Annotated in this window: 22 protein-coding genes; all 22 read right to left on the bottom strand. The window is 47.7% G+C overall.

The annotated features are described in order from the left end of the window. Positions 1-14 precede the first annotated feature (14 nt). Positions 15-446 (bottom strand): ribosome maturation factor RimP, encoded by a 432-nt coding sequence (locus FH749_03115; protein ID MTI94465.1) that lies wholly within the window; start codon positions 444-446, stop codon positions 15-17. Between the two features lie 97 nt (positions 447-543). Continuing rightward, positions 544-1,185, bottom strand: a complete 642-nt coding sequence (locus tag FH749_03110) for an MgtC/SapB family protein (GenBank protein ID MTI94464.1) — start codon at positions 1,183-1,185, stop codon at positions 544-546. Between the two features lie 16 nt (positions 1,186-1,201). Further along, on the bottom strand, positions 1,202-1,831 hold the full coding sequence (locus tag FH749_03105) for a glycosyltransferase family 2 protein (GenBank protein ID MTI94463.1): 630 nt from the start codon (positions 1,829-1,831) through the stop codon (positions 1,202-1,204). 1 nt (position 1,832) lies between these two features. Further along, positions 1,833-2,900, bottom strand: a complete 1,068-nt coding sequence (ispG, locus tag FH749_03100) for a flavodoxin-dependent (E)-4-hydroxy-3-methylbut-2-enyl-diphosphate synthase (protein MTI94462.1) — start codon at positions 2,898-2,900, stop codon at positions 1,833-1,835. A gap of 9 nt (positions 2,901-2,909) precedes the next feature. Then, a complete protein-coding gene (gene rseP, locus FH749_03095) occupies positions 2,910-3,923 on the bottom strand; it encodes an RIP metalloprotease RseP (protein ID MTI94461.1) in 1,014 nt (337 codons plus the stop codon). A gap of 6 nt (positions 3,924-3,929) precedes the next feature. After that, positions 3,930-5,093, bottom strand: coding sequence for a 1-deoxy-D-xylulose-5-phosphate reductoisomerase (locus FH749_03090; protein ID MTI94460.1), 1,164 nt, complete (start codon positions 5,091-5,093; stop codon positions 3,930-3,932). Between the two features lie 4 nt (positions 5,094-5,097). Then, positions 5,098-5,871 (bottom strand): phosphatidate cytidylyltransferase, encoded by a 774-nt coding sequence (locus FH749_03085; GenBank protein MTI94459.1) that lies wholly within the window; start codon positions 5,869-5,871, stop codon positions 5,098-5,100. A 9-nt stretch (positions 5,872-5,880) separates the two neighbouring features. Continuing rightward, positions 5,881-6,627, bottom strand: a complete 747-nt coding sequence (locus FH749_03080) for an isoprenyl transferase (protein ID MTI94458.1) — start codon at positions 6,625-6,627, stop codon at positions 5,881-5,883. A 40-nt stretch (positions 6,628-6,667) separates the two neighbouring features. Next, on the bottom strand, positions 6,668-7,225 hold the full coding sequence (locus FH749_03075; protein ID MTI94457.1) for a ribosome recycling factor: 558 nt from the start codon (positions 7,223-7,225) through the stop codon (positions 6,668-6,670). 4 nt (positions 7,226-7,229) lie between these two features. After that, positions 7,230-7,946, bottom strand: a complete 717-nt coding sequence (locus FH749_03070; protein ID MTI94456.1) for a UMP kinase — start codon at positions 7,944-7,946, stop codon at positions 7,230-7,232. A gap of 81 nt (positions 7,947-8,027) precedes the next feature. Continuing rightward, the gene (gene tsf / locus FH749_03065) at positions 8,028-8,675 is read right to left on the bottom strand and encodes a translation elongation factor Ts (protein ID MTI94455.1); all 648 of its coding nucleotides are present in this window, start codon (positions 8,673-8,675) and stop codon (positions 8,028-8,030) included. Positions 8,676-8,750: 75 nt separating this feature from the next. Continuing rightward, positions 8,751-9,449: a 30S ribosomal protein S2 gene (gene rpsB / locus FH749_03060; protein MTI94454.1), complete on the bottom strand. Its 699-nt coding sequence runs from the start codon at positions 9,447-9,449 to the stop codon at positions 8,751-8,753. 252 nt (positions 9,450-9,701) lie between these two features. Then, positions 9,702-10,277, bottom strand: coding sequence for a hypothetical protein (locus FH749_03055; protein ID MTI94453.1), 576 nt, complete (start codon positions 10,275-10,277; stop codon positions 9,702-9,704). 58 nt (positions 10,278-10,335) lie between these two features. After that, a complete protein-coding gene (locus FH749_03050; protein ID MTI94452.1) occupies positions 10,336-10,815 on the bottom strand; it encodes a chemotaxis protein CheD in 480 nt (159 codons plus the stop codon). Then, the gene (locus FH749_03045; GenBank protein MTI94451.1) at positions 10,808-11,428 is read right to left on the bottom strand and encodes a CheY-P-specific phosphatase CheC; all 621 of its coding nucleotides are present in this window, start codon (positions 11,426-11,428) and stop codon (positions 10,808-10,810) included. The genes FH749_03050 and FH749_03045 overlap by 8 nt, the downstream gene beginning before the upstream one ends. Next, a complete protein-coding gene (locus tag FH749_03040; GenBank protein MTI94450.1) occupies positions 11,428-11,886 on the bottom strand; it encodes a chemotaxis protein CheW in 459 nt (152 codons plus the stop codon). Before FH749_03040 ends, FH749_03045 begins: the two co-directional genes overlap by 1 nt. Further along, complete coding sequence (locus FH749_03035; GenBank protein MTI94449.1) at positions 11,852-13,753, bottom strand: chemotaxis protein CheA; 1,902 nt, start codon at positions 13,751-13,753, stop codon at positions 11,852-11,854. Before FH749_03035 ends, FH749_03040 begins: the two co-directional genes overlap by 35 nt. A 13-nt stretch (positions 13,754-13,766) precedes the next feature. Continuing rightward, on the bottom strand, positions 13,767-14,090 hold the full coding sequence (locus FH749_03030; GenBank protein MTI94448.1) for a response regulator: 324 nt from the start codon (positions 14,088-14,090) through the stop codon (positions 13,767-13,769). Positions 14,091-14,226: 136 nt separating this feature from the next. Beyond that, a complete protein-coding gene (gene codY / locus FH749_03025; protein MTI94447.1) occupies positions 14,227-15,009 on the bottom strand; it encodes a GTP-sensing pleiotropic transcriptional regulator CodY in 783 nt (260 codons plus the stop codon). 37 nt (positions 15,010-15,046) lie between these two features. Beyond that, the gene (locus tag FH749_03020; protein ID MTI94446.1) at positions 15,047-15,916 is read right to left on the bottom strand and encodes a tyrosine recombinase; all 870 of its coding nucleotides are present in this window, start codon (positions 15,914-15,916) and stop codon (positions 15,047-15,049) included. A gap of 47 nt (positions 15,917-15,963) precedes the next feature. Beyond that, a complete protein-coding gene (locus FH749_03015) occupies positions 15,964-17,268 on the bottom strand; it encodes a methylenetetrahydrofolate--tRNA-(uracil(54)-C(5))-methyltransferase (FADH(2)-oxidizing) TrmFO (protein ID MTI94445.1) in 1,305 nt (434 codons plus the stop codon). Then, positions 17,265-19,340, bottom strand: a complete 2,076-nt coding sequence (topA, locus tag FH749_03010; protein ID MTI94444.1) for a type I DNA topoisomerase — start codon at positions 19,338-19,340, stop codon at positions 17,265-17,267. The genes FH749_03015 and topA overlap by 4 nt, the downstream gene beginning before the upstream one ends. Between the last annotated feature and the right edge of the window lie 114 nt (positions 19,341-19,454).

Genomic DNA, 19,454 nt, shown 5'->3' with positions numbered 1-19,454 from the left:
CAAAGCTACCTCCTTTAGAACTCAAAAACCAGACGGGCGTTTTTGATATTATTGTAGTCAAATTTGATAATCTCTCCCTTACACTCAAGTTCAACCTGGTTATCGTCGGCGGCGCGAATGATACCTTCAACATGTTTCGCGGGCTTGATGAGCTTGACTTTAACTTTCTTGCCTTGAAAACGGACAAAATGTTCCGGACGAGTCAGCGGCCGTTCCAGTCCGGCTGAAGCTACTTCCAGAATGTAGGGGTCGGGAATAAGGTCCAATTCTTCCAAACGGGCGCCAAGGCGTTGATTGACCTTAGTTAAATCGTCGAAAGAAATACCCCCTTCGTTATCCAGCAAGACTTCTATATGGAGTTTAGGGCCTCGATTGAATTTCAGTTCAACCAGCTCCATGTCCTCGGGTAGGAGATCACAGATTAACTCCGTGATTTTCTTATCCATGATAAAACCTCTCTTTATGTTAAGTATAAAGAGTGGGCTGCCCCACTCCTTCAAGATATTATACCATAGCCTTTTTCTGGGAGCAAGGAATTAAAAATCAGTTCTCCTCGAACTTGATGGTGAATACGCCTTCAATCTCAGTCAAACGATTAATCATATCTTGAATATTCAGGGGGGCGGGAATTTTGATGCCAATGTCAAGCTGAGCCCTTTCCTCAGCTTTCTGCGCAATCTGAATTGACTTTATCGAAACACCCATCTCCCCCAGGGCGGCACTCACCCTCGCCAGCTGCCCCGGCTCATCGGATATAACAAGCGAAAGATAAAAATACTGACGCTGCAACAAGCGCAGCTCGAGATTATTGAACAACCACAGTACTACCACAATCAGGGCTGCGGTCAGCAGAGCAGCGATATATTGACCACTGCCCACGGCCATGCCCACACCGGCCACAGCCCAGAGACTGGCCGCGGTGGTCAGTCCGCGAATAGATGTTCCTTCACGCATAATTGTTCCAGCACCCAGGAAGCCGATGCCGCTGACAATCTGCGCCGCGACCCGGGCAGAGTCTGAATTATCGAAGGCAGTAATGGAGAGCAGCGTAAACAAGGATGCCCCTACACAGACAAGAACGTGGGTGCGGAAACCAGCGGGATGATTATTAATCTCCCGTTCCAGACCAATTACACTGCCCAACATAACGGAAAAGAGCAGTCGAATAACAATCGTTGCCAGCACTTACATCACCTCTGGCTTAGTTTTTCAAGAGGTAAGCTAAAATCTCCCAGTACATTTTTAAACGGGCGCGAAACCCTTTCCAAAAACCCAGCTTTTCTTCTTTCATTACATGACTCAAGTCATCAAGCTCAACAACCTCATAGCGAATTTCATGCTCTTCAACATAGCGGGTCAACGCCAACTCCACACCGAAACGGGCAATATCAATATCTGGCATTGACTTTAATAAACGTGAACAAATCACTCGCTGACCGCTTAAGTAAGGGGCAACTTTTTGAGCGAGATCGGTTGTCCGTCGGCCTTTCTTAAAAACCCCCAGAGACATATCGTTATTACCTTCGATAACAGGCGCAAGTAATTCCTCGATATGGCGCTTCTGCAACCCGATTAAATCAGCATCTAAAAACATTATGTAATCCGCGTCAGTCTGTTTGATGCCGGCCATCATTGCCCCGCCTTTGCCGACGTTTTCCGGCAGATTAACCACCAACGCCCCCAACCGGGAGGCAATGGTTGCGGTATTGTCAGTTGAGCCGTCACTGACAACAATAGTCTGGTCAATCAGGGTTGAAGCCAACAAAACTTTGACAACTGCAGCAATCGTATTTTCTTCATTATATGCAGGAACGATGGCAGCAACTTTCATTTCAGTCCCTCCTCTCCTGATCGCCCTTACAAACATGCTCGATTCTGGTCAGCAATTCTTTGACCAGTTTGGAGTTGGGCATTGTCTTTACAACCTCTCCTTTTGCAAACAGCACTCCCTTGTGCGGGCCGAAAGCAATCCCCAAATCGGCTTCTTTGGCCTCACCGGGGCCATTTACCGCGCATCCCATGACTGCGACCTTCAACTGGCAGTTGTTCTTATTCAGGCGCTCCTCCACTTGCTGGGCCGCCTCCGCCAAAGGAAAACTGCAGCGCCCGCAGGTGGGGCAACTTACCAGCTCCGATCCCGGACGTAAATTAAGCGACCGTAGAATGCCACGGGCAATCGGAATTTCTTCCAGCGGAGAACCGGTGACAGAAACCCGAATTGTATCGCCGATGCCGTCCACCAGGAGCGTACCGATGCCAATGGACGATTTAATTACGCTGCCGGATAATGTTCCGGCCTCCGTTACCCCCAGGTGCAATGGATAGTCTGAGCTGGCGGCAAATAGTCGCGTGGCCAGCACTGTCTGTTCCACCGAGGACGACTTAAGCGATACGACTAAGTTATGACAGCCAAAGGACTCCAACTGTTGGCAGTAATATTCAGCACTTTTGGCCAGTGCCTCATGCATGGGCAAATTTGCATAGCCACGATGTATGGAGCCGGAGTTTACACCTACTCGAATCGAGACATCTTGGTCAACTGCAGCTCTAGCAACTTCCCGCAAAAGGCGAGAATTTCCCAATGTGCCGGGATTAATACGCAGCTTATCGAAACCGGCCGCCAACGCGTCGAGAGCCAATGAAAGGTCAAAATGAATGTCTGCAATTAAAGGTACTGTGGCGGCAGCTTTTATTCGGGTAAGGCCACCAACGACACGTTTATCTGGCACAGCAATGCGCACCGCTTCGCAGCCGGCCTCTGTCAGTGCCCGAATTTGATCTATAGTTGCATTAATATCACCTGTATCCGTATTGGTCATTGATTGGATCAAGACCGGCTCTGTGGAGCCAATATACAAACTACCAATCCGGACACGGCGTGTTTTTCTACGCTTAAGCAAGTCCCTCACCTACATATTTAATATCCGGAGAATATCTTGATACATAACAAAAATCATCAGTGAGATTAATAGGGCAAATCCGACCAAATGGACCAGGTTTTCCTTATGGGGGTCCAGCGGCTTGCGCCGCACAAGCTCTACCCCAAGGATGACCAATTTGCTGCCATCCAAGGCGGGGATTGGCAGAAGATTGAAAATACCAAGATTGACGCTGATTAGAGCGGCCAGGGAGAGCACGTTAATGATACCAGCGCGTGCTGCCTGACCAATAAAGTGGACTATTCCAATCGGACCGGCAATATCTTCTGCAGGAATTTGCCTGGTAAAAATCATAACTATACTTTCAAAAATTGCCAGGGTCAGGTAGTAAGTCTCCTGAAACCCTCTTTTTATACTTTCCAAGACCGGTAAGCGACGACTTGACATCCCAATGCCAATTTCGTAAAATTCGCCGGCATCCCGGGGAACGACAGTTAGCTCAACCATCTGTGCATCCCTTTGAACAGTCATGTTTATTGGTTGACCATCACTACCATGAATATATTGCTGCAGATCAGTCCAGGTTTCCGGTTCTGTGCCATTCATGCTCAGTATTCTGTCACCCGGTTGCAAGCCACTTTCGGCGGCCGGCAGGCCCGGAGTAACGCTGCCTATCAGCGGTTCATTGACGTAAATGCCAAAGGCGCCGAAAATAACCATAAACAGCACCAGCGCTAAGACAAAATTCATTACCGGACCGGCGGCGATAACAAACATCCTCTGGAGCGGAGTTTTGTTTTGATAGCTGCCAGGGTTTTCGGTATATAAATCTTCTTCTTCACCCAGCATGCGCACGTAGCCCCCCAGGGGGAGCAACCGTACAGAGTATTGAGTTGCCCCGGGCTTAAAGCCGAACAACTTCGGCCCAAAACCGATTGCAAATTCCTCGACATCAATGCCAACTCGCCGGGCGGCCAAAAAATGCCCCAACTCATGTACTAAAATGATGACACCGAAAACAATCATTGCCACCAAAACAGTCATAAAAAATCACCTCATATTATTAATAACTCCGGGCACAATCTCCTTTGTCGCCGCAACCGAAGTCAGTATTTCATCTAATTCCAACGCTTCCCGATGGGGAACCGACGCCAGTGCCATTTCGATAACTTGTGGAATCATTAAAAATTCCAACCTGGTTTCCAAGAATGCCTCCACACAGATGTCATTGGCAACGCTCAGCACAGTTGGCGCATTACCACCGGCTCTTAAGGCCTGATATGCTAGATTCAGACAGGGAAATGTTTCGTTGTCCGGCGCCTCAAAAGTCAAGGATGGCAGATTTAGCCAGTCAACAAAATACTCATCCGGACTTGACCAACGCTCAGGCCAAGACAACGCCAACTGAATTGGCAATTCCATAGAAGGAACACCCAATTGCGCCAGCACCGACCCGTCTTTAAACTCAACCATCGAGTGAACTATGCTTTGCGGGTGAACCAATACTTTAATTTGGTCCACATGCACGCCAAACAACCAATGAGCTTCAATCACTTCCAAACCCTTATTCATTAGCGTTGCCGAATCAACGGAAATTTTTGCGCCCATCGACCAGTTGGGATGGGCCACCGCTTCAGCGGGCGTTACTGCTTTCAGTTCTCTGACTGTCCGCCCCCGGAAGGGGCCGCCGGATGCGGTTAGTACAATCCGCTTAAGGTCCTGATGCTGGGTTCCGGACAAACACTGAAAAATAGCAGAGTGTTCGCTGTCCAAGGGCAGAATCCGGACATTGTGTTTACGACGTAACCGATTAATTAATGCCCCCGCCATTACCAAAACTTCTTTGTTAGCCAGGGCAATATCAATTCCATACTCGATCGCCTTGACAACCGGCAACAACCCGGAGCTGCCAACCATAGCTGCCACCAAGAGATCAGGGCGTACGTGTTCTAGCACTTGAATAACCGCCTGAACTCCCGATAGAATCTCAACATTATCGAGGTGGGAAATTCTGTTCTTTAATGCATGTGCCGCCGCAGGTTCGGTTAACACGACCCAACGGGGAGAAAATTCTTTGATTTGCTGTTCGATAACATCTACGCTTTGCCGGGCAACCAGAATCTCCACTCGATATTTATCGGGATATCGCGATAGGACAGCACATGTCTGTTTGCCCACCGATCCAGTTGAACCAAGAATTGCAATCCGCTTCATATATCTATATACCCACCGTAAAGAAGATATAACTGATTGCCGATGTAAACAACAAACTGTCGATCCGGTCATAAAATCCACCATGCCCAGGCAGCAAGTTGCCTGAATCTTTAATGCCTGCGAACCGCTTAATTGCCGATTCACAAAGGTCACCCAGTTGGCCAGCGGTCGACACAACAAAGCCCCAGGCAATTATACCATAAAGATTGGCATCTGTTAGTATTCCAAATACAAAGGCAATAATCACAGCGGCGCCGAGACCACCAATTGCGCCTGCCCAGGACTTATTGGGAGAAATCATTGGCGCAAGCTTTGCTTTGCCAAAGGCTTTACCGATAAAGTATGCCCCTGTATCGGTTCCCCAAGTGAGAAAGAGCACCGCAAACACCAAGGCAAGCCCGTTGTTCAACTGACGAATCAACACTAAAGTCGATAGCAACATCGGGATATAGAGGCCGCCGAAAATAAGCGCCAGTCCCTGGGGAATTTTCAGTGTCTTGTTGAGTAGAACCAGCACCACTATTGGAACAACTGTCAGATAAAGCAGCAGATAGACGTCCGCAGAAATCAGTCCATCGACGGCAAGATTCAAATACCAGGGTAACGTCAGAGCAAGGCTCCAAAGCCATGCCTTTTTCACATAAAACAGCGTAGAAAATTCATACAGAGCCAACACAGTCACTATACCAATTGCAATAAAAAAATACCAAGTTCCCAGATACACCGCTGCCAATACCAGTGGCAACCCAAGTGCAGCTGTTATAATTCTTGCTCGCATATGTCCTCCTTAGACCCCGCCGAAGCGACGATTGCGGCGCTGGAACGTTTCAACGGCCCGCAGCAGATGCTCCTCGTCAAAATCTGGCCAAAAACAGTCAACAAAACATAATTCTGAGTAAGCAATCTGCCAAAGCATAAAATTACTGATTCGGACTTCACCGCTTGTCCGTATCACCAAATCAGGATCGGGAATACCTCTGGTGTAAAGGGCTGCAGACAGTGATTCTTTGTCTATCAGGTCGGGGCTCAGTTCACCGGCAGCGACCTGGCGGGCGATTATCTGAGCCGCCCTGACCAAGTCATCCCTCCCCCCGTAATTAAGCGCAAAGTTTAAAAAAAGTCCATCATTGTCTCTGGTCTTTTCTATTCCATGACAAATAGCTTCCCGGGTATGTTGTGGTAGACCATCTAAATCGCCAATAACTCCAAGGCGAATGTTGTTTTTAGTTAGTGTGTCCAACTCTTGTCCAATAAACTGTTTGGGTAAATCCATCAGGAAATCCACTTCGGTCCGGGGGCGTCGCCAATTCTCAGTGGAGAAGGCATAGAGGGTTAAATACCTTACATCCAATGAGCGCATTCCCTCGAGACAACGTTGAATTGCATCCATGCCCGCTTTATGGCCCGCTACCCGGGGCAGCCCCCGGCGCCGTGCCCAGCGGCCGTTACCATCCATTATTATCGCGATATGGCGTGGAATTTTATCCTTCCGCAGCTTGTGTCTGCGCTTTGCCAAAAACCATTTGCCAAACATCAGCTTCCCCCCTCAGTGAAGAACGCCCCAAAGGGGGCGTTTATACCTCCATGATTTCGGCTTCTTTTTTTGCCAGGAGGTCATCGACCTGATTGATAAAGTCGTCGGTAATCTTTTGGATCTGTTCCTGACCCTTTCTCTCCTCGTCTTCAGTAATTTCCCCTTCTTTACCAAGGTCTTTAATCATATCATTGGCGTCGCGGCGAATGTTACGCACTGATACACGTCCATCTTCAGCTTTCTTACGGACAACGCGTACCAATTCACTCCGTCGCTCTTCAGTTAATTGGGGGATTGCTAGACGAATGATGCTGCCGTCATTGTTGGGAGTGAGACCAAGGTCAGACTTTTGAATCGCCTTTTCGATATCAGGCAGTGATGTCTTGTCCCAGGGCTGTATCACCAAGAGCCGGGGTTCCGGAGCCGAAACATTGGCCATTTGTTTTATTGGCGTCGGCACTCCATAATATTCAACCACCAACCGATCTAACAACGCTGGATTCGCCCTACCGGCCCGGACGCTGTTAAAATCATTTTTTAGCGCGATAATTGCCTTGGCCATTCTAGATTCAGTTTCGCTGTAAATCTCAGTTAACACCTTTCTACCCCCTTATTATTGTACCTATTTTATCACCGCAAACAGCTTTGACAATATTGCCGTCTTCAGCCATCGAAAATACGATAATCGGGATTTTATTATCCATGCAAAGTGAAGCGGCAGTAGCATCCATAACGCCAAGTCCTAGCTTTAAAACTTCGATATAGGTCAGTTCCGGGAAGAACTTGGCGTCTGGTTCTTTCAGGGGATCTTTATCATAGACTCCGTCGACATTACCCTTGGCCATAAGGATTGCATCGGCTTCAATTTCGGCCGCTCTTAAAGCAGCTGTGGTGTCCGTAGAAAAATAGGGATTACCAGTTCCTGCGGCAAAAATCACAACCCGGCCCCGCTCCAGATGTCGGATAGCGCGGCGACGTATGTATGGCTCAGCCACTTGGCGCATCTCAATTGCAGTCTGTGTCCGTGTGATGACTCCACAATTTTCAAGAGCATCTTGCAGAGCGAGTCCATTGATAACCGTAGCCAGCATACCCATATAATCGGCTGTAGCCCGGTCCATTCCTTCATGACGTGCTGTTGCACCGCGCCAGATATTCCCTCCACCAACAACACAGGCAACCTCAACGCCCATGTCTGTCAGCTGTTTAATCTGTTTGCTGGTCTCCCGGATAACATTTCCGTCGATTCCAAACCCCTTGGCCCCGGAAAGAGCTTCGCCGCTGAGTTTCAAGACAACTCGCTTATATATAACCCCCACTTACTTTCCCTCCAATTTTAATTTCGACGTTTTTGTTGCAATCCCTTCTTTTCAGAAAAAAGAGCACTTACGTGCTCCTAATTACTGTTTTTGCATCTTCGCCACTTCGGCAGCAAAATCGTCTTCCCGCTTTTCTAGTCCTTCACCCATGGCGAAGCGTGCAAACCGGCGAATGGTGATATTCTCGCCAAATTGAGCTACCTTTTGCTTAATTAAATCTTGAACGCTGATATCCGGATCCTTGACAAAAGGTTGCTCCAATAGACATATTTCCTTGTAAAATTTGGCCATGCGGCCGGCAACGATTTTTTCTGCAATCTCCGGTTTTTTGCCTTCGTTAATTGTCTGATTCAACAGCACAGAACGCTCCCGCTCAGTGACTTCGGCAGGAACCAAATCACTGCTGACGTACTGGGGATCAGAAGCAGCAATATGCATGGCAATGTCATGAACAAAGCTCTTGAAATCATCTGTTTTAGCCACAAAATCTGTCTCGCAGTTGACTTCAACCAATACGCCGATACGCCCGTTACCATGTATGTAGGAATCAACAATCCCTTCTGCGGTAACCCGGTCTGCCTTTTTGGCGGCAGCAGCCAGCCCTTTTTCCCGAAGTATGTCGACAGCTTTATCCATATCCCCGTCAGTTTCTACTAGCACTTTTTTGCAATCGAGGAAACCCGCTCCGGTAATACTACGGAGTTCTTTGATCTTATCACTGCTAACCATGTTCATTCCTCCTAGCTCTGTTGCTGATTTAAAAAAGGTAAGAGTAAACAAGCAATTTACTCTCACCCTCCACTTTTATTCTGCTATCTGCTCACCCTGTTTACCTGCCAAGACTGCATCGGCCATGCATCCGGAAATCAAATTAACAGCCCTGATAGCATCGTCGTTGCCAGGGATAATGATATCAACTTCGTCTGGGTCACAGTTGGTATCAACAATGGCAATAATCGGGATATTGAGCTTTCTGGCTTCGGCCACAGCAATTTTCTCTTTACGGGGATCTACCACAAACAGGGCATCGGGGAGTTTATGCATTTCCTTGATGCCGCGAAGAAATTTATCCAGCTTATCCCGTTCATGTCTAAGCTTAATAACTTCTTTTTTGGGCAGGACGTCAAAAGTACCATCCTCTTCCATCTGTTCAAGATCCTTCAACCGCTGTACCCGCTTGCTGATTGTGTCAAAATTGGTCAACATTCCGCCCAACCAACGCTGATTGACATAGAACATACCACACCGGGTAGCTTCCTTTTCAATCGCTTCCTGAGCTTGTTTTTTGGTACCCACAAACATCAGGGAGCCACCGTCAGTTATCAAGTTTTTGACATAAGCAAATGCCTCGTCCAACTTTTGTACAGTTTTTTGCAAATCAATGACATAGATACCGTTACGCTCGGTAAAAATGTATGGCGCCATCTTAGGATTCCAGCGTCTGGTTTGATGACCAAAATGAACACCGGCCTCCAACAATTGCTTCATGGTAACAACAGACATACCTACACCTCCTCTCTGGTTTTTCCTCCACCTGCTTCAACTGTTGACCCAACCCTGACGGGCACCAGGGCAAACATCCACAGGTGTGTGTGCTCACCAAAGAAGTATACCAAATTGTTACTTGCTTGACAACCACGTTTTTTAACGCTGCAGCCAAATACCTTTCTTTTTACCTGGCTTTAAACCGCGGTTGTTGACACCAACTTCTAAGTGTCAAAAAGCCCTTACTTTGGACTTGGTGTTTGAATACGCTTAAATACCATTGGGCGCAAAAATCAATTTCACATCATCCTCGCCGGGAATATCGATGAGCTCAATTTGCACCGGTAACGTGATTAATCCCCAGAGGAACTCGAATTCAAATATTTTATGATTGAATTCGCTGTACAGGGAATTGATAACTGCTCCAGAAATTTCCTCGCCCAGTTCATCGCTGAGCGCCTCTACAGGCATCGTATCCAGAAGCTCATTGAGTGACTGAACTAAACTTTCCTGATAATTAGTTTCCAATTGGTAAACAAATTCCTGAGGCAGAGAGAATGAAACGCCTCCCATGGTTAGTTGCGCATCATCAAACTGTTGTTCCACACGGGAACCAATTACGTCCGGAACATTGCCTTTGACATCATCCAAGTAAATTGGAATCGAGCTTTCCACCAAATACTGTGCAGAACCCTCGAGAGTGTCGGCTAGAAGATTGGTATTAATCCGCACCACGACAGCTTGTTTGCTGCCCAGGTATACCAAACCTGTCATTATTACCAGTGAAATCAATATTCCGGCTAGAACACCACCGAAAAAAGCAGTAAGACGTTTTTTTGCTGCCATTTGATACACCCCCTAAGGTAGTATATCTATTTTAGCTGCGGATATTACGCACTTACTGCTAAATTATGGTTTTATTCGTGATAGTTTTTATTGTTAGGTCACCGGTGGCGCAGTCGAATTCCAAGGAACGGCCACTATTCCCGCCCACGTCCTCCGCCACAATGGGAATCCCAAGTTCAGCCAGGCATTCCCTGCCTGCCTGAATATTTTTTTTGCCAATTACCAGCACATCTCTGTCTGCGTCAGGAAACATTTGAGCGCCGCCGGCCAACTTAGCAATCAGATTCTCCTTTTTGCAGCCCCTGTCTTTCATTTCGGCCAGAATTACCTCGATTGCCGTGTCAACATATTTGGCCTTATTGCCCTGTCGACCCTGACGGTAATAAGGCAGCATTGCGTGAGCCATTGCACCGGTGGCAGTGAAAGGGTCATAGATTATTACACCAAGGCAGGACCCCAACCCGGAACTGCGGATCAGCATAGGAGCCCGCTCAACTGTCAGCTGCGCCATACCGATTTGCTGAACGCTATCAGTCATATTCCCGGACTCCAAAAATCCTCAACAATTTTTCGGTAGAGTCAGGTTGTGGAATAAAAACCACACAACCGTTGCTGGTTTGGTTTTCAAAGAAGGCAGCCTGGATAAGCAGGGCATAATCGGCACTCCGGCCAAGTTTGCTCATGGGCACACTAAGGACAGCGGCAGCCATATCAACTGCCAGGTTGGGGACGGAGGAAATCATTTTATGACCAGTAAAATCGGCCAGGGCAGATAAGTACGAACCAGAAAGAATGTTGCCGATTTCTTTAAGAGCTGACTGTTCCATTTCGTTCATCTCGAGAAGGTTCACTTCGGCGCCAAACATTATCTGTTTGAGTAAACCCTCAGCTGCCGCTTTTTCAAAAAGTATCAGCACTGTCCCTGGAAGACTACCGTGAACATCCAAATAGACGCAACCCAGTATCTTATCAGGTCCGCCAACAAAATCGGTCACTCGGGCAAAAGGCAGAATTTCCACAGTCGGCACTGTAATGGTGATTTTAGTCCCAATCAATTCAGCCATAGCCGTTGCTGCATTGCCAGTGCCAATGGTACCTAACTCCTTCAACAAATCTTGCTGGATAAAAGATAAACGCTTGATTCCGTCCATCAGTTAATTTGCTCCAAATCACTGATTTCCTGGACTGACAAGATTTTGTTCAAGTCGAGCAAAACCAAAAGTCGGTTGTTTATTTTTGCAACTCCACGGATGAATTCCGAATCGATTCCGGAAACCAATGCCGGAGAAGGCTCTATCATATCGGGATTGATATTAACTACATCATTAGCGTTGTCGATAACCATACCGACAGTATATTTATCGACATTAACTATTAAAACGCGGGTGTTTTTAGTTTCTGTCCCCGCAGACAGTCCAAGACGACGACGCAGGTCGATGACGGGAATAACACTGCCACGCAAATTACATACTCCTTGGACAAACTCCGGGGCATTGGGGACCCGGGTTAGAGACATCGGTTTCTCAATGCCCCGAACCTGGTGTATGTCCACTCCGTAAAACTCATCTGCTAATTCAAATATTACGTATTGATTCGCCAACCTTACCATCCTCCTTGTCTTTAAACGGAACCAGCAGCGTATTAACATCAATGATAAGCACTACACTGCCATCCCCCAGAATTGTAGCGCCCAGGAATGTTTTAAAATATACATCGCCCCAGTTAATTGTCTTAATAACGATTTCCTGCTGTCCCAGCAAGTCGTCGACTATCAAACCCAGTTCACGATTGCCCTGGCGAACAATTACCAGGTTCAGCTCTTCCCCGGGAACCGCGTCTGGGACCTGCATTAAATCACATAAATTAACAACCGGTAAAACTTTACCACGAAGCATGACAATATCCTGGCTCCCCACTTTTTGGATATCTTCCCGGTATATTATTTCTGTCTCACGCACGAAGCTCAGGGGCACGACGTATATTTCCGGCCCGCTCTGAACCAACAACCCCTGGATAATTGCCAGAGTTAGCGGCAGCCGGATGGTGAAATTTGTACCAAGACCGTGTTCGCTGGCCACTTGAATAGTGCCTCCCATGGCCTCGATTGATTTCTTGGCCACATCCAGCCCCACTCCCCGGCCAGAGATATCAGTGACTGCGGAGGAAGTGCTGAAGCCTGGCATAAAGATGGAATTCATTAACTCCCATTCGCCAATATCTGCGGGGAGAGCGAGGTTTTGCTCTCTGAGCTTTTGGCGTATTCGTTCCAAATCGAGTCCGCGGCCATCATCGGATACTTCAATAATTACCTGGTTACCAGTTTGAAAGGCCCGAAGGACGATTGTCCCCTGGGGAGTTTTACCCGCAGCCTTCCGCTCTTCTTCGGATTCAATGCCGTGATCTATCGCATTACGAATCAGATGCACCAGTGGGTCAGCGATGTCTTCGATAATGGTCCGGTCAAGTTCAGTTTCTCCCCCGAAGATTTGCAACTGCACCGACTTAGCCAGCGAACGGGAGCAGTCCCTGACCATCCGGGGAAAACGATTAAAAACTGTTTCAATCGGGATCATCCGCATCTTCATTACAATTGCCTGCAGATCACTGGTCAGGCGATGTAAATGTTCTACATTATCGGTCATCTCCGGCGCCTGGGCGGCAGCTTGCTGTATAGAAGTCTTGTTAATGACCAATTCGCTGACAAGATTTAACAAGTGATCCATCTTATCGGTATCAATGCGAATTGTATGATGGGACTTAGCCCGTGTAAGCGTGTCGGGAGCCGGCTCAGGGTTCTCCTGTTCAACGGGCTTTAATGGCACAATCGAGTAATCCTGTAAATCCATACAGTTATCCAGAACTGCTTCTAGCTGCTCCTGACTGGCATTTGTGTCTAGAATACATGTAAAATACTTGTCTGCCCGGGAAGCAACTAGGTCTTCATACCCGGGTTCGGAAGTGACTATATTCCCAATTCCATCCAGCCGGTTGTAGACTGTAAGTAGGCGGGCTGCTTTTAAGGCACAGTCATCGCTAAGCTCCAGACGGATTTCGATTTTATTATTTGCACCGGTATCATCCGGTTCGGGTTGGCAATGCTCCTTGAGCAATGTGGCAATAGAATTGATTAACGTATGATTGGTCCCCTTGCAGGTGCCGTTTTCCTCTAGACTGCGAATATTAGCCTCAATCTCATCTACGATTTCAAAGAAAGCATTGATTACAGACGATGATAAAGTAACCTCATCGTTGCGGACCATGTCAAGATAATTTTCCATCTCATGGGCCAGAAGGCTGATCCCTTCGTAACCCATGGTGGCAGACATGCCTTTAATTGTGTGTGTTGCCCGAAATAGTTCATCCAGGGCGTCACGATTGGCAGGGTTTTCTTCCAAAGTCAAAAGATTTTCCGAAATCAACTGAATGTTTTCCCTTGTTTCATCTAAAAAAATTGGCAAATAAGCCTTGTTGTCCATTGAAATCACCACCCTAATTCAGGGCTTTGCGCAGAGTATCGACTACTTTTTGGGGGTGAAAGGGCTTGTTGATAAAATCCCGGGCGCCATTTTGAATTGCTTCGACCACCATTGCCTGCTGTCCCATGGCGGAGCACATTACCACCCTGGCGTTGGGGTCATGTTCCCGGATTTTTTTGAGCACCGAAACTCCATCCATTCCGGGCATAGTTATATCCAGGGTAACTAAATCCGGCTGCAGCTCAGTATACTTGCTCAACGCCTCATCGCCATTAGCTGCCTCGCCAACCACTTCAAAATCATTTTTGGTCAGTATATCGCGAATCATCATGCGCATAAATGCAGCGTCATCGACAATTAAGATCCTTTTTTTTCTGTTCAATGTACCATTGCCCCCTCGATTGCTTATTTAACTTTCTTTTCGACATTTTACAAGCAATTCCTGCCAAAAAAACAAGCACTCTTGCGAGTGCTTACTTTTTTCTTAGCTTTTCTAGTTCGGGCAACAACTGGTCGTTAAGAATCTTAATAAAGGTTCCCTTCATACCCAGGGAGCGGGACTCAATCACTCCGGCGCTTTCAAACTTGCGCAACGCATTGACAATAACTGAGCGGGTGATACCGACCCGGTCTGCTATTTTGCTTGCAACCAGCAGACCTTCGCTGCCATTGAGTTCGGCGAAAATATGTTCTACGGCTTCCAGCTCAGAGTAAGACAAAGTATCCAGCGCCATTTGCACCACAGCGCGATTGCGGTTTTCTTCTTCCGCTTCTGAAGACCTGGCCCGCAGGATTTCCATACCAACAACAGTGGCGCCATACTCAGCTAGTATAATGTCATTATCGTTGAACCCATCGCCGACACGGGTCACTATCAGTGTTCCCTGCCGCTCGCCGCCACCCACAATCGGTACAATCGTGGTCGTATTTTGTTTAAACAGACAGTCATCGATCTCTGCGCTCGCACCCTTTAAGGCCCCGGACTCAACATTTACCAAGGTTTCAGTGACCTTTAACAACTCGTCATTTAATTCGCCAGGGAACTCCCTGTTGGGGATTATAGTTTCCGTGAATTGAGAACAGTTGATTCCGTTTACAGTGGAATGACCCAGCAATTTACCTTTTCTGCTAAGCACAAACACATTTGCATCAATTACCTCATCCAATACTTCCGCCAGTTCTGTAAAGTTCACAGGTTTTCCCGCTGCAGTCTGTAAAATTTTATTCAGCCTGCGGGTTTTTTGTAATAAATCCAGCACCGATAATTACCTCCTGATGATTAAATTTTTTGTGTTATGCCCTGGGGTGATGGTTTAAATAAACCGCCTTTAGGCGTTCCCGGGTGACGTGGGTATAGATTTGCGTGGAAGAAAGATTGGCATGCCCCAGTAACTCCTGCACTGTCCGCAAGTCAGCGCCGTTCTCCAGCAAATGGGTGGCAAAAGAATGCCGGATGGTATGGGGAGAAAGCTTCTTGGCTTCAGCAAGCAGTTTACAATATTTATCCAAAATCCAGCGGACACCACGTTGAGTGAGGGGATATCCGTCTTTATTCAGCCAAATTTGCTGGCTGTCTGATGCCAAAAGCAGTGGACGACCATCCTCTAAGTACGTTTCCAAGGCGACTACAGCATGCTGATAAAGTGGCAGCAGCCTTTGCTTATTTCCCTTGCCTGTGATTTTTAACTGCTGAGACCCCGGGCGATAATCGGAAACACACAGTGCTACCAGCTCGCCAACCCTGATGCCGGTGGCGTAAAGCACCTCCAGCAGGGCCCTATCCCTGACTCCCAAAGGCGTATCATTAGCCGGTAACGCCAGGAGCTCATTAATTGCATCTGGGTAGAGAAATTTTGGCAACGAGCGCGGAAATTTCGGAGTTCGCACCGCCTCCACAGGGTTATGGGACAAGACTTCCATCAGCTGCAGGTACCTGAAAAAAGTGCGCAATGCAGCTAATTTACGGGCCACTGTCCGTTGAGCGCATCCGCGTTTTTGAACAAAAGCCATATAGGCGCGGATGTCATTTTTGTCAATCGTGACAAAGCTCTTATCTGTGTGGTCGATAAATTCTTGGAGATCCTGCCGGTACGCCTTTATCGTTTCGGGTGAAAAACTGTTGGTTTGTAACCAGTCGATAAACCCAGTTAATCCGTCCACCACAAATCACCCTTCCCCTATAATAACAGAGCATAACAATAAAGACAAGATTAGTTGTTCAAATTTTTAGCAAACAGAAATATATTTTCCCGCGCCCGGTGGGCAGCAGCTTTTCTGCGTTCGCGTTTTCCACCCCGTTTATCGACGGGCGGCAGGAGACCAAAATTTGCGTTCATGGGCTGAAAATTTTTATTGACAGTGGTGATGAACTGCGTCAAACTGCCAACCAGAGTTTCCGGCGGCAAGTTGATTTCACTGCGGCCATTAATTTTAGCGGCCAAGTCTAAAGCTGCCACCAGGCCGGAACTAACTGATTCCACATATCCTTCAACTCCGGAGAGCTGCCCCGCTATGTATAGACCGGGATGCCTTCTCAATTCATAATTTTTTGCTAACACCTTTGGGGCGTTGACATAGCTATTTCGATGCATTACCCCCAAACGGGCAAATTCGGCTTCTCTGAGGGCAGGAATCATGCGGAACACCCGTTTTTGCTCAGGCCAGAGCAGATTAGTCTGAAAGCCGACCATGTTCAGGAGCTGACCATGTACGTCTTCTTTACGTAATTGAACTACTGCATAGGGCTTTTCGCCGGAGGCAGGATCCGTTAACCCAACCGGCTTTAATGGACCAAAGGTCAGGGTCTGATAACCCCTCCGTGCCATTTCTTCCACCGGCAGACAATGTTCGAAAAAGCGTCGCTCAAAATCATGCAACTCCACTTGGCGTGCGTTCACAAGTTGTTCATAAAAAGCTTGATACTGGTCCTCTGTAAGCGGACAGTTCAGATAGTCGTCACCGCCCTTACCGTAACGGGCGCCCCAGAAAGCTTTAGAAAAATCAACACTTTCCGCATAAACTATCGGCGCTGCAGCGTCATAAAAGGCAAGCATCTCAGTGCCCAGCAATTGGGTGAGTTGTTGGGCAAATCTATCGTCTGTTAACGGTCCGGTGGCTATTATCGCAGGCGGTTTGGGAACTTCCGTGACAACCTCAGAGACGACGGTAATATTGGGATGATTCTCTATGCGCTCTGAGACAAGCCGACTGAATTGACTTCTGTCCACCGCCAGAGCGCCGCCGGCAGGAACCATTGCTGCTTCAGCGCATTGCAAAATCAGCGATCCCAGTTGCTGCAACTCAAATTTTAGCAAACCGGAAGCTGTGTCGATATTGCTGGCTCCCAGTGAATTGCTGCAAACCAGCTCAGCCATTGCAGCTGTTTTGTGGGCAGGGGTCATTGTCCCCGGCCGCATCTCATAAAGCTCGACTTTGCAGCCCCGCTCTGCCAGTTGCCAAGCAGCTTCACAACCAGCCAGACCTGCACCAATCACTTTAATTGTTTCCAAATTCATTCCGTCCTTTTTTGTGTATAATCACATTCCTGGCTGCTGCAGCCCAGGAGGTCTTTTTTCTCTACCTGCAATAAAGAGCCACACTGAGGACATTTCTCAGCCACCGGTTGCTTCCAGGAACGATAGTCGCAATCAGGGTAATTTTTACAGCCGTAAAAAGTTCTGCCTCTCCTGGTTCTCAATTGAACGATATCAGCCCCGCACTGAGGACATGGCACATCTATGGGGCGAAAGAAGGGCTTGGTGTTCTTGCATTCAGGATAACCGGGGCAAGCAAGGAATTTCCCAAACCGTCCCGCCTTGACAACCATGTTACGGCCACAGTGTTCACATACTTCGGTGCTGACCTCGTCCTTAACCTCCAGGTGCTCCATCTCTTCTTCTGCCTTGGCCACTGAGTCTTTGAATCCCTGATAAAAATCGCTGACCACATCCCGCCAAGCCAAATTGCCTTCTGCAATTTCGTCCAGTTGCGCCTCCAAACGTGCTGTGAACTCAACGCTCAGGATATCAGGAAAAAATTGTGTTAGCTGTTCATTGACCATATGGCCCAATTCAGTGGCAAACAGCCTTCCATCCTTACGCTCGGCATATCCCCGCTGAAGCAGGGTTTCGATGATTGGCGCATAGGTAGAAGGACGCCCGATGCCGTTATTTTCAAGACTCCTGACCAGTAACGATTCGTTATAACGTGGGGGCGGCTGGGTGAAATGTTGTTGAGGGAGAATCTCCTTAACCTTCGCCTTCTGGCCCTGGGCAATTTCAGCCAGATTATTGGAACTGTCATTCCCAGCGTGCTCCATTACCGCGAGAAATCCCGGGAAAACCAATTCCTGGGCCGAGGCCTTCAATTCGCATTCATTGCCGGAAATAGTGACCGTATGCTGGCGGAAGCGTGCCGATGTCATCTGACTGGCCATATAACGCTGCCAAATCAGACGGTATAACACCAATTGTTCGCGATTCAAGTAATCCTCGGCTATTTCCGGTGTTATTTCGATATCTGTTGGCCGCACTGCCTCATGGGCTTCCTGGGCCCCTTTCTTGGTAGCGTGTTGTCTGGGCTTGTCGGGTGCATATTCGCTGCCAAATTGTTGCTGTATCCAGTTAAGTGTTTGGCTCTGAAACTCCTCAGATACCCGTACAGAGTCTGTACGCATATATGTTATTAAACCTGTGGCGCCGCGTTTACCCATTGAAATACCTTCATAGAGCTGCTGGGCCACCGTCATGGTTTTGCGGGCGCTGAACCCAAGTTTTTTCCCGGCCTCTTGTTGCAATGTGGATGTTGTAAACGGAGGCGCAGGATGTTTTTGGCGAATACGGGAATCTACCGCCTGAACGCTGAACTCGCCAGCGTTCAACAATGCGTTCACTTTCTGGACATCAGCCTCTGAGCCCAGCTCCGGTTTTTGCCTCCGAACCTTGCTCAGTTTCGCTGTGACTGATGTGGACCCGAGAACAAATTCAACCTCAATCGACCAATATTCCCGGGGAACAAACTTGTCTATCTCCTGTTCCCGCTCACAAATCATACTCAGGGCAACTGATTGGACCCGCCCGGCACTCAATCCCTTTTTTACCTTGTGCCAGAGGATTGGACTAATTTTATACCCCACAAGTCGATCCAGAACTCGCCGTGCCTGTTGGGCATCGACCAACTGATAATTTAGCTTACGCGGGCTTTCAAAGGCTTTCTTAACCGCAGTCCGGGTAATTTCATTAAACACCACCCGACAGGGCATATCCTCATCCATATTAAAATCTCGTAGTAAATGCCAGGAAATCGCTTCCCCTTCCCGATCGGGGTCAGTTGCAAGATATACGTGGTCTGCTTTTTTGGCCAGCTTTCTGAGCTCGGCTAAAATCTTGCCTTTGCCACGGATAGTTATGTATTTAACCTGAAAATCTGTCTCAGGCTCAACACCCAGCTGACTCTTTGGTAAGTCGATTAAATGCCCCATCGAAGAGGCAACCTTATAACCTTTTCCCAGAAACCTGTTAATCGTTTTTGCTTTGGTCGGTGATTCAACTATTACCAGCTTCAACACTACACCTCCCTCGTATAATATGTTTAGAAAGCATATTTCTCTAAATTCCCAGTAATTTTCTTCCACTTTCCCCCTTGCTTTCCGAGGGGGAAATCTTATTAAGGGGTTGGATTTTTCGGGATGTTCCCAGACAAT

This window comes from Bacillota bacterium (genome assembly GCA_009711825.1).
Taxonomy (GTDB): domain Bacteria; phylum Bacillota; class Proteinivoracia; order UBA4975; family VEMY01; genus VEMY01.
Note: the sequence above shows the minus strand (reverse complement) of the source record. Positions and strands in the feature narration are given on the sequence as shown.

What these genes read in the sequence shown, in the direction of transcription:
- FH749_03115 (MTI94465.1), bottom strand. Translation starts at nt 446, where the DNA reads ATGGATAAGAAAATCACGGAGTTAATCTGTGATCTCCTACCCGAGGAC.
- FH749_03105 (MTI94463.1), bottom strand. Translation starts at nt 1,831, where the DNA reads ATGAAAGTTGCTGCCATCGTTCCTGCATATAATGAAGAAAATACGATT.
- rseP (MTI94461.1), bottom strand. Translation starts at nt 3,923, where the DNA reads ATGACTGTTTTGGTGGCAATGATTGTTTTCGGTGTCATCATTTTAGTA.
- FH749_03090 (MTI94460.1), bottom strand. Translation starts at nt 5,093, where the DNA reads ATGAAGCGGATTGCAATTCTTGGTTCAACTGGATCGGTGGGCAAACAG.
- FH749_03085 (MTI94459.1), bottom strand. Translation starts at nt 5,871, where the DNA reads ATGCGAGCAAGAATTATAACAGCTGCACTTGGGTTGCCACTGGTATTG.
- FH749_03080 (MTI94458.1), bottom strand. Translation starts at nt 6,627, where the DNA reads ATGTTTGGCAAATGGTTTTTGGCAAAGCGCAGACACAAGCTGCGGAAG.
- tsf (MTI94455.1), bottom strand. Translation starts at nt 8,675, where the DNA reads ATGGTTAGCAGTGATAAGATCAAAGAACTCCGTAGTATTACCGGAGCG.
- rpsB (MTI94454.1), bottom strand. Translation starts at nt 9,449, where the DNA reads ATGTCTGTTGTTACCATGAAGCAATTGTTGGAGGCCGGTGTTCATTTT.
- FH749_03055 (MTI94453.1), bottom strand. Translation starts at nt 10,277, where the DNA reads ATGGCAGCAAAAAAACGTCTTACTGCTTTTTTCGGTGGTGTTCTAGCC.
- FH749_03050 (MTI94452.1), bottom strand. Translation starts at nt 10,815, where the DNA reads ATGACTGATAGCGTTCAGCAAATCGGTATGGCGCAGCTGACAGTTGAG.
- FH749_03045 (MTI94451.1), bottom strand. Translation starts at nt 11,428, where the DNA reads ATGGACGGAATCAAGCGTTTATCTTTTATCCAGCAAGATTTGTTGAAG.
- FH749_03040 (MTI94450.1), bottom strand. Translation starts at nt 11,886, where the DNA reads ATGGTAAGGTTGGCGAATCAATACGTAATATTTGAATTAGCAGATGAG.
- FH749_03035 (MTI94449.1), bottom strand. Translation starts at nt 13,753, where the DNA reads ATGGACAACAAGGCTTATTTGCCAATTTTTTTAGATGAAACAAGGGAA.
- FH749_03030 (MTI94448.1), bottom strand. Translation starts at nt 14,090, where the DNA reads ATGCGCATGATGATTCGCGATATACTGACCAAAAATGATTTTGAAGTG.
- FH749_03015 (MTI94445.1), bottom strand. Translation starts at nt 17,268, where the DNA reads ATGAATTTGGAAACAATTAAAGTGATTGGTGCAGGTCTGGCTGGTTGT.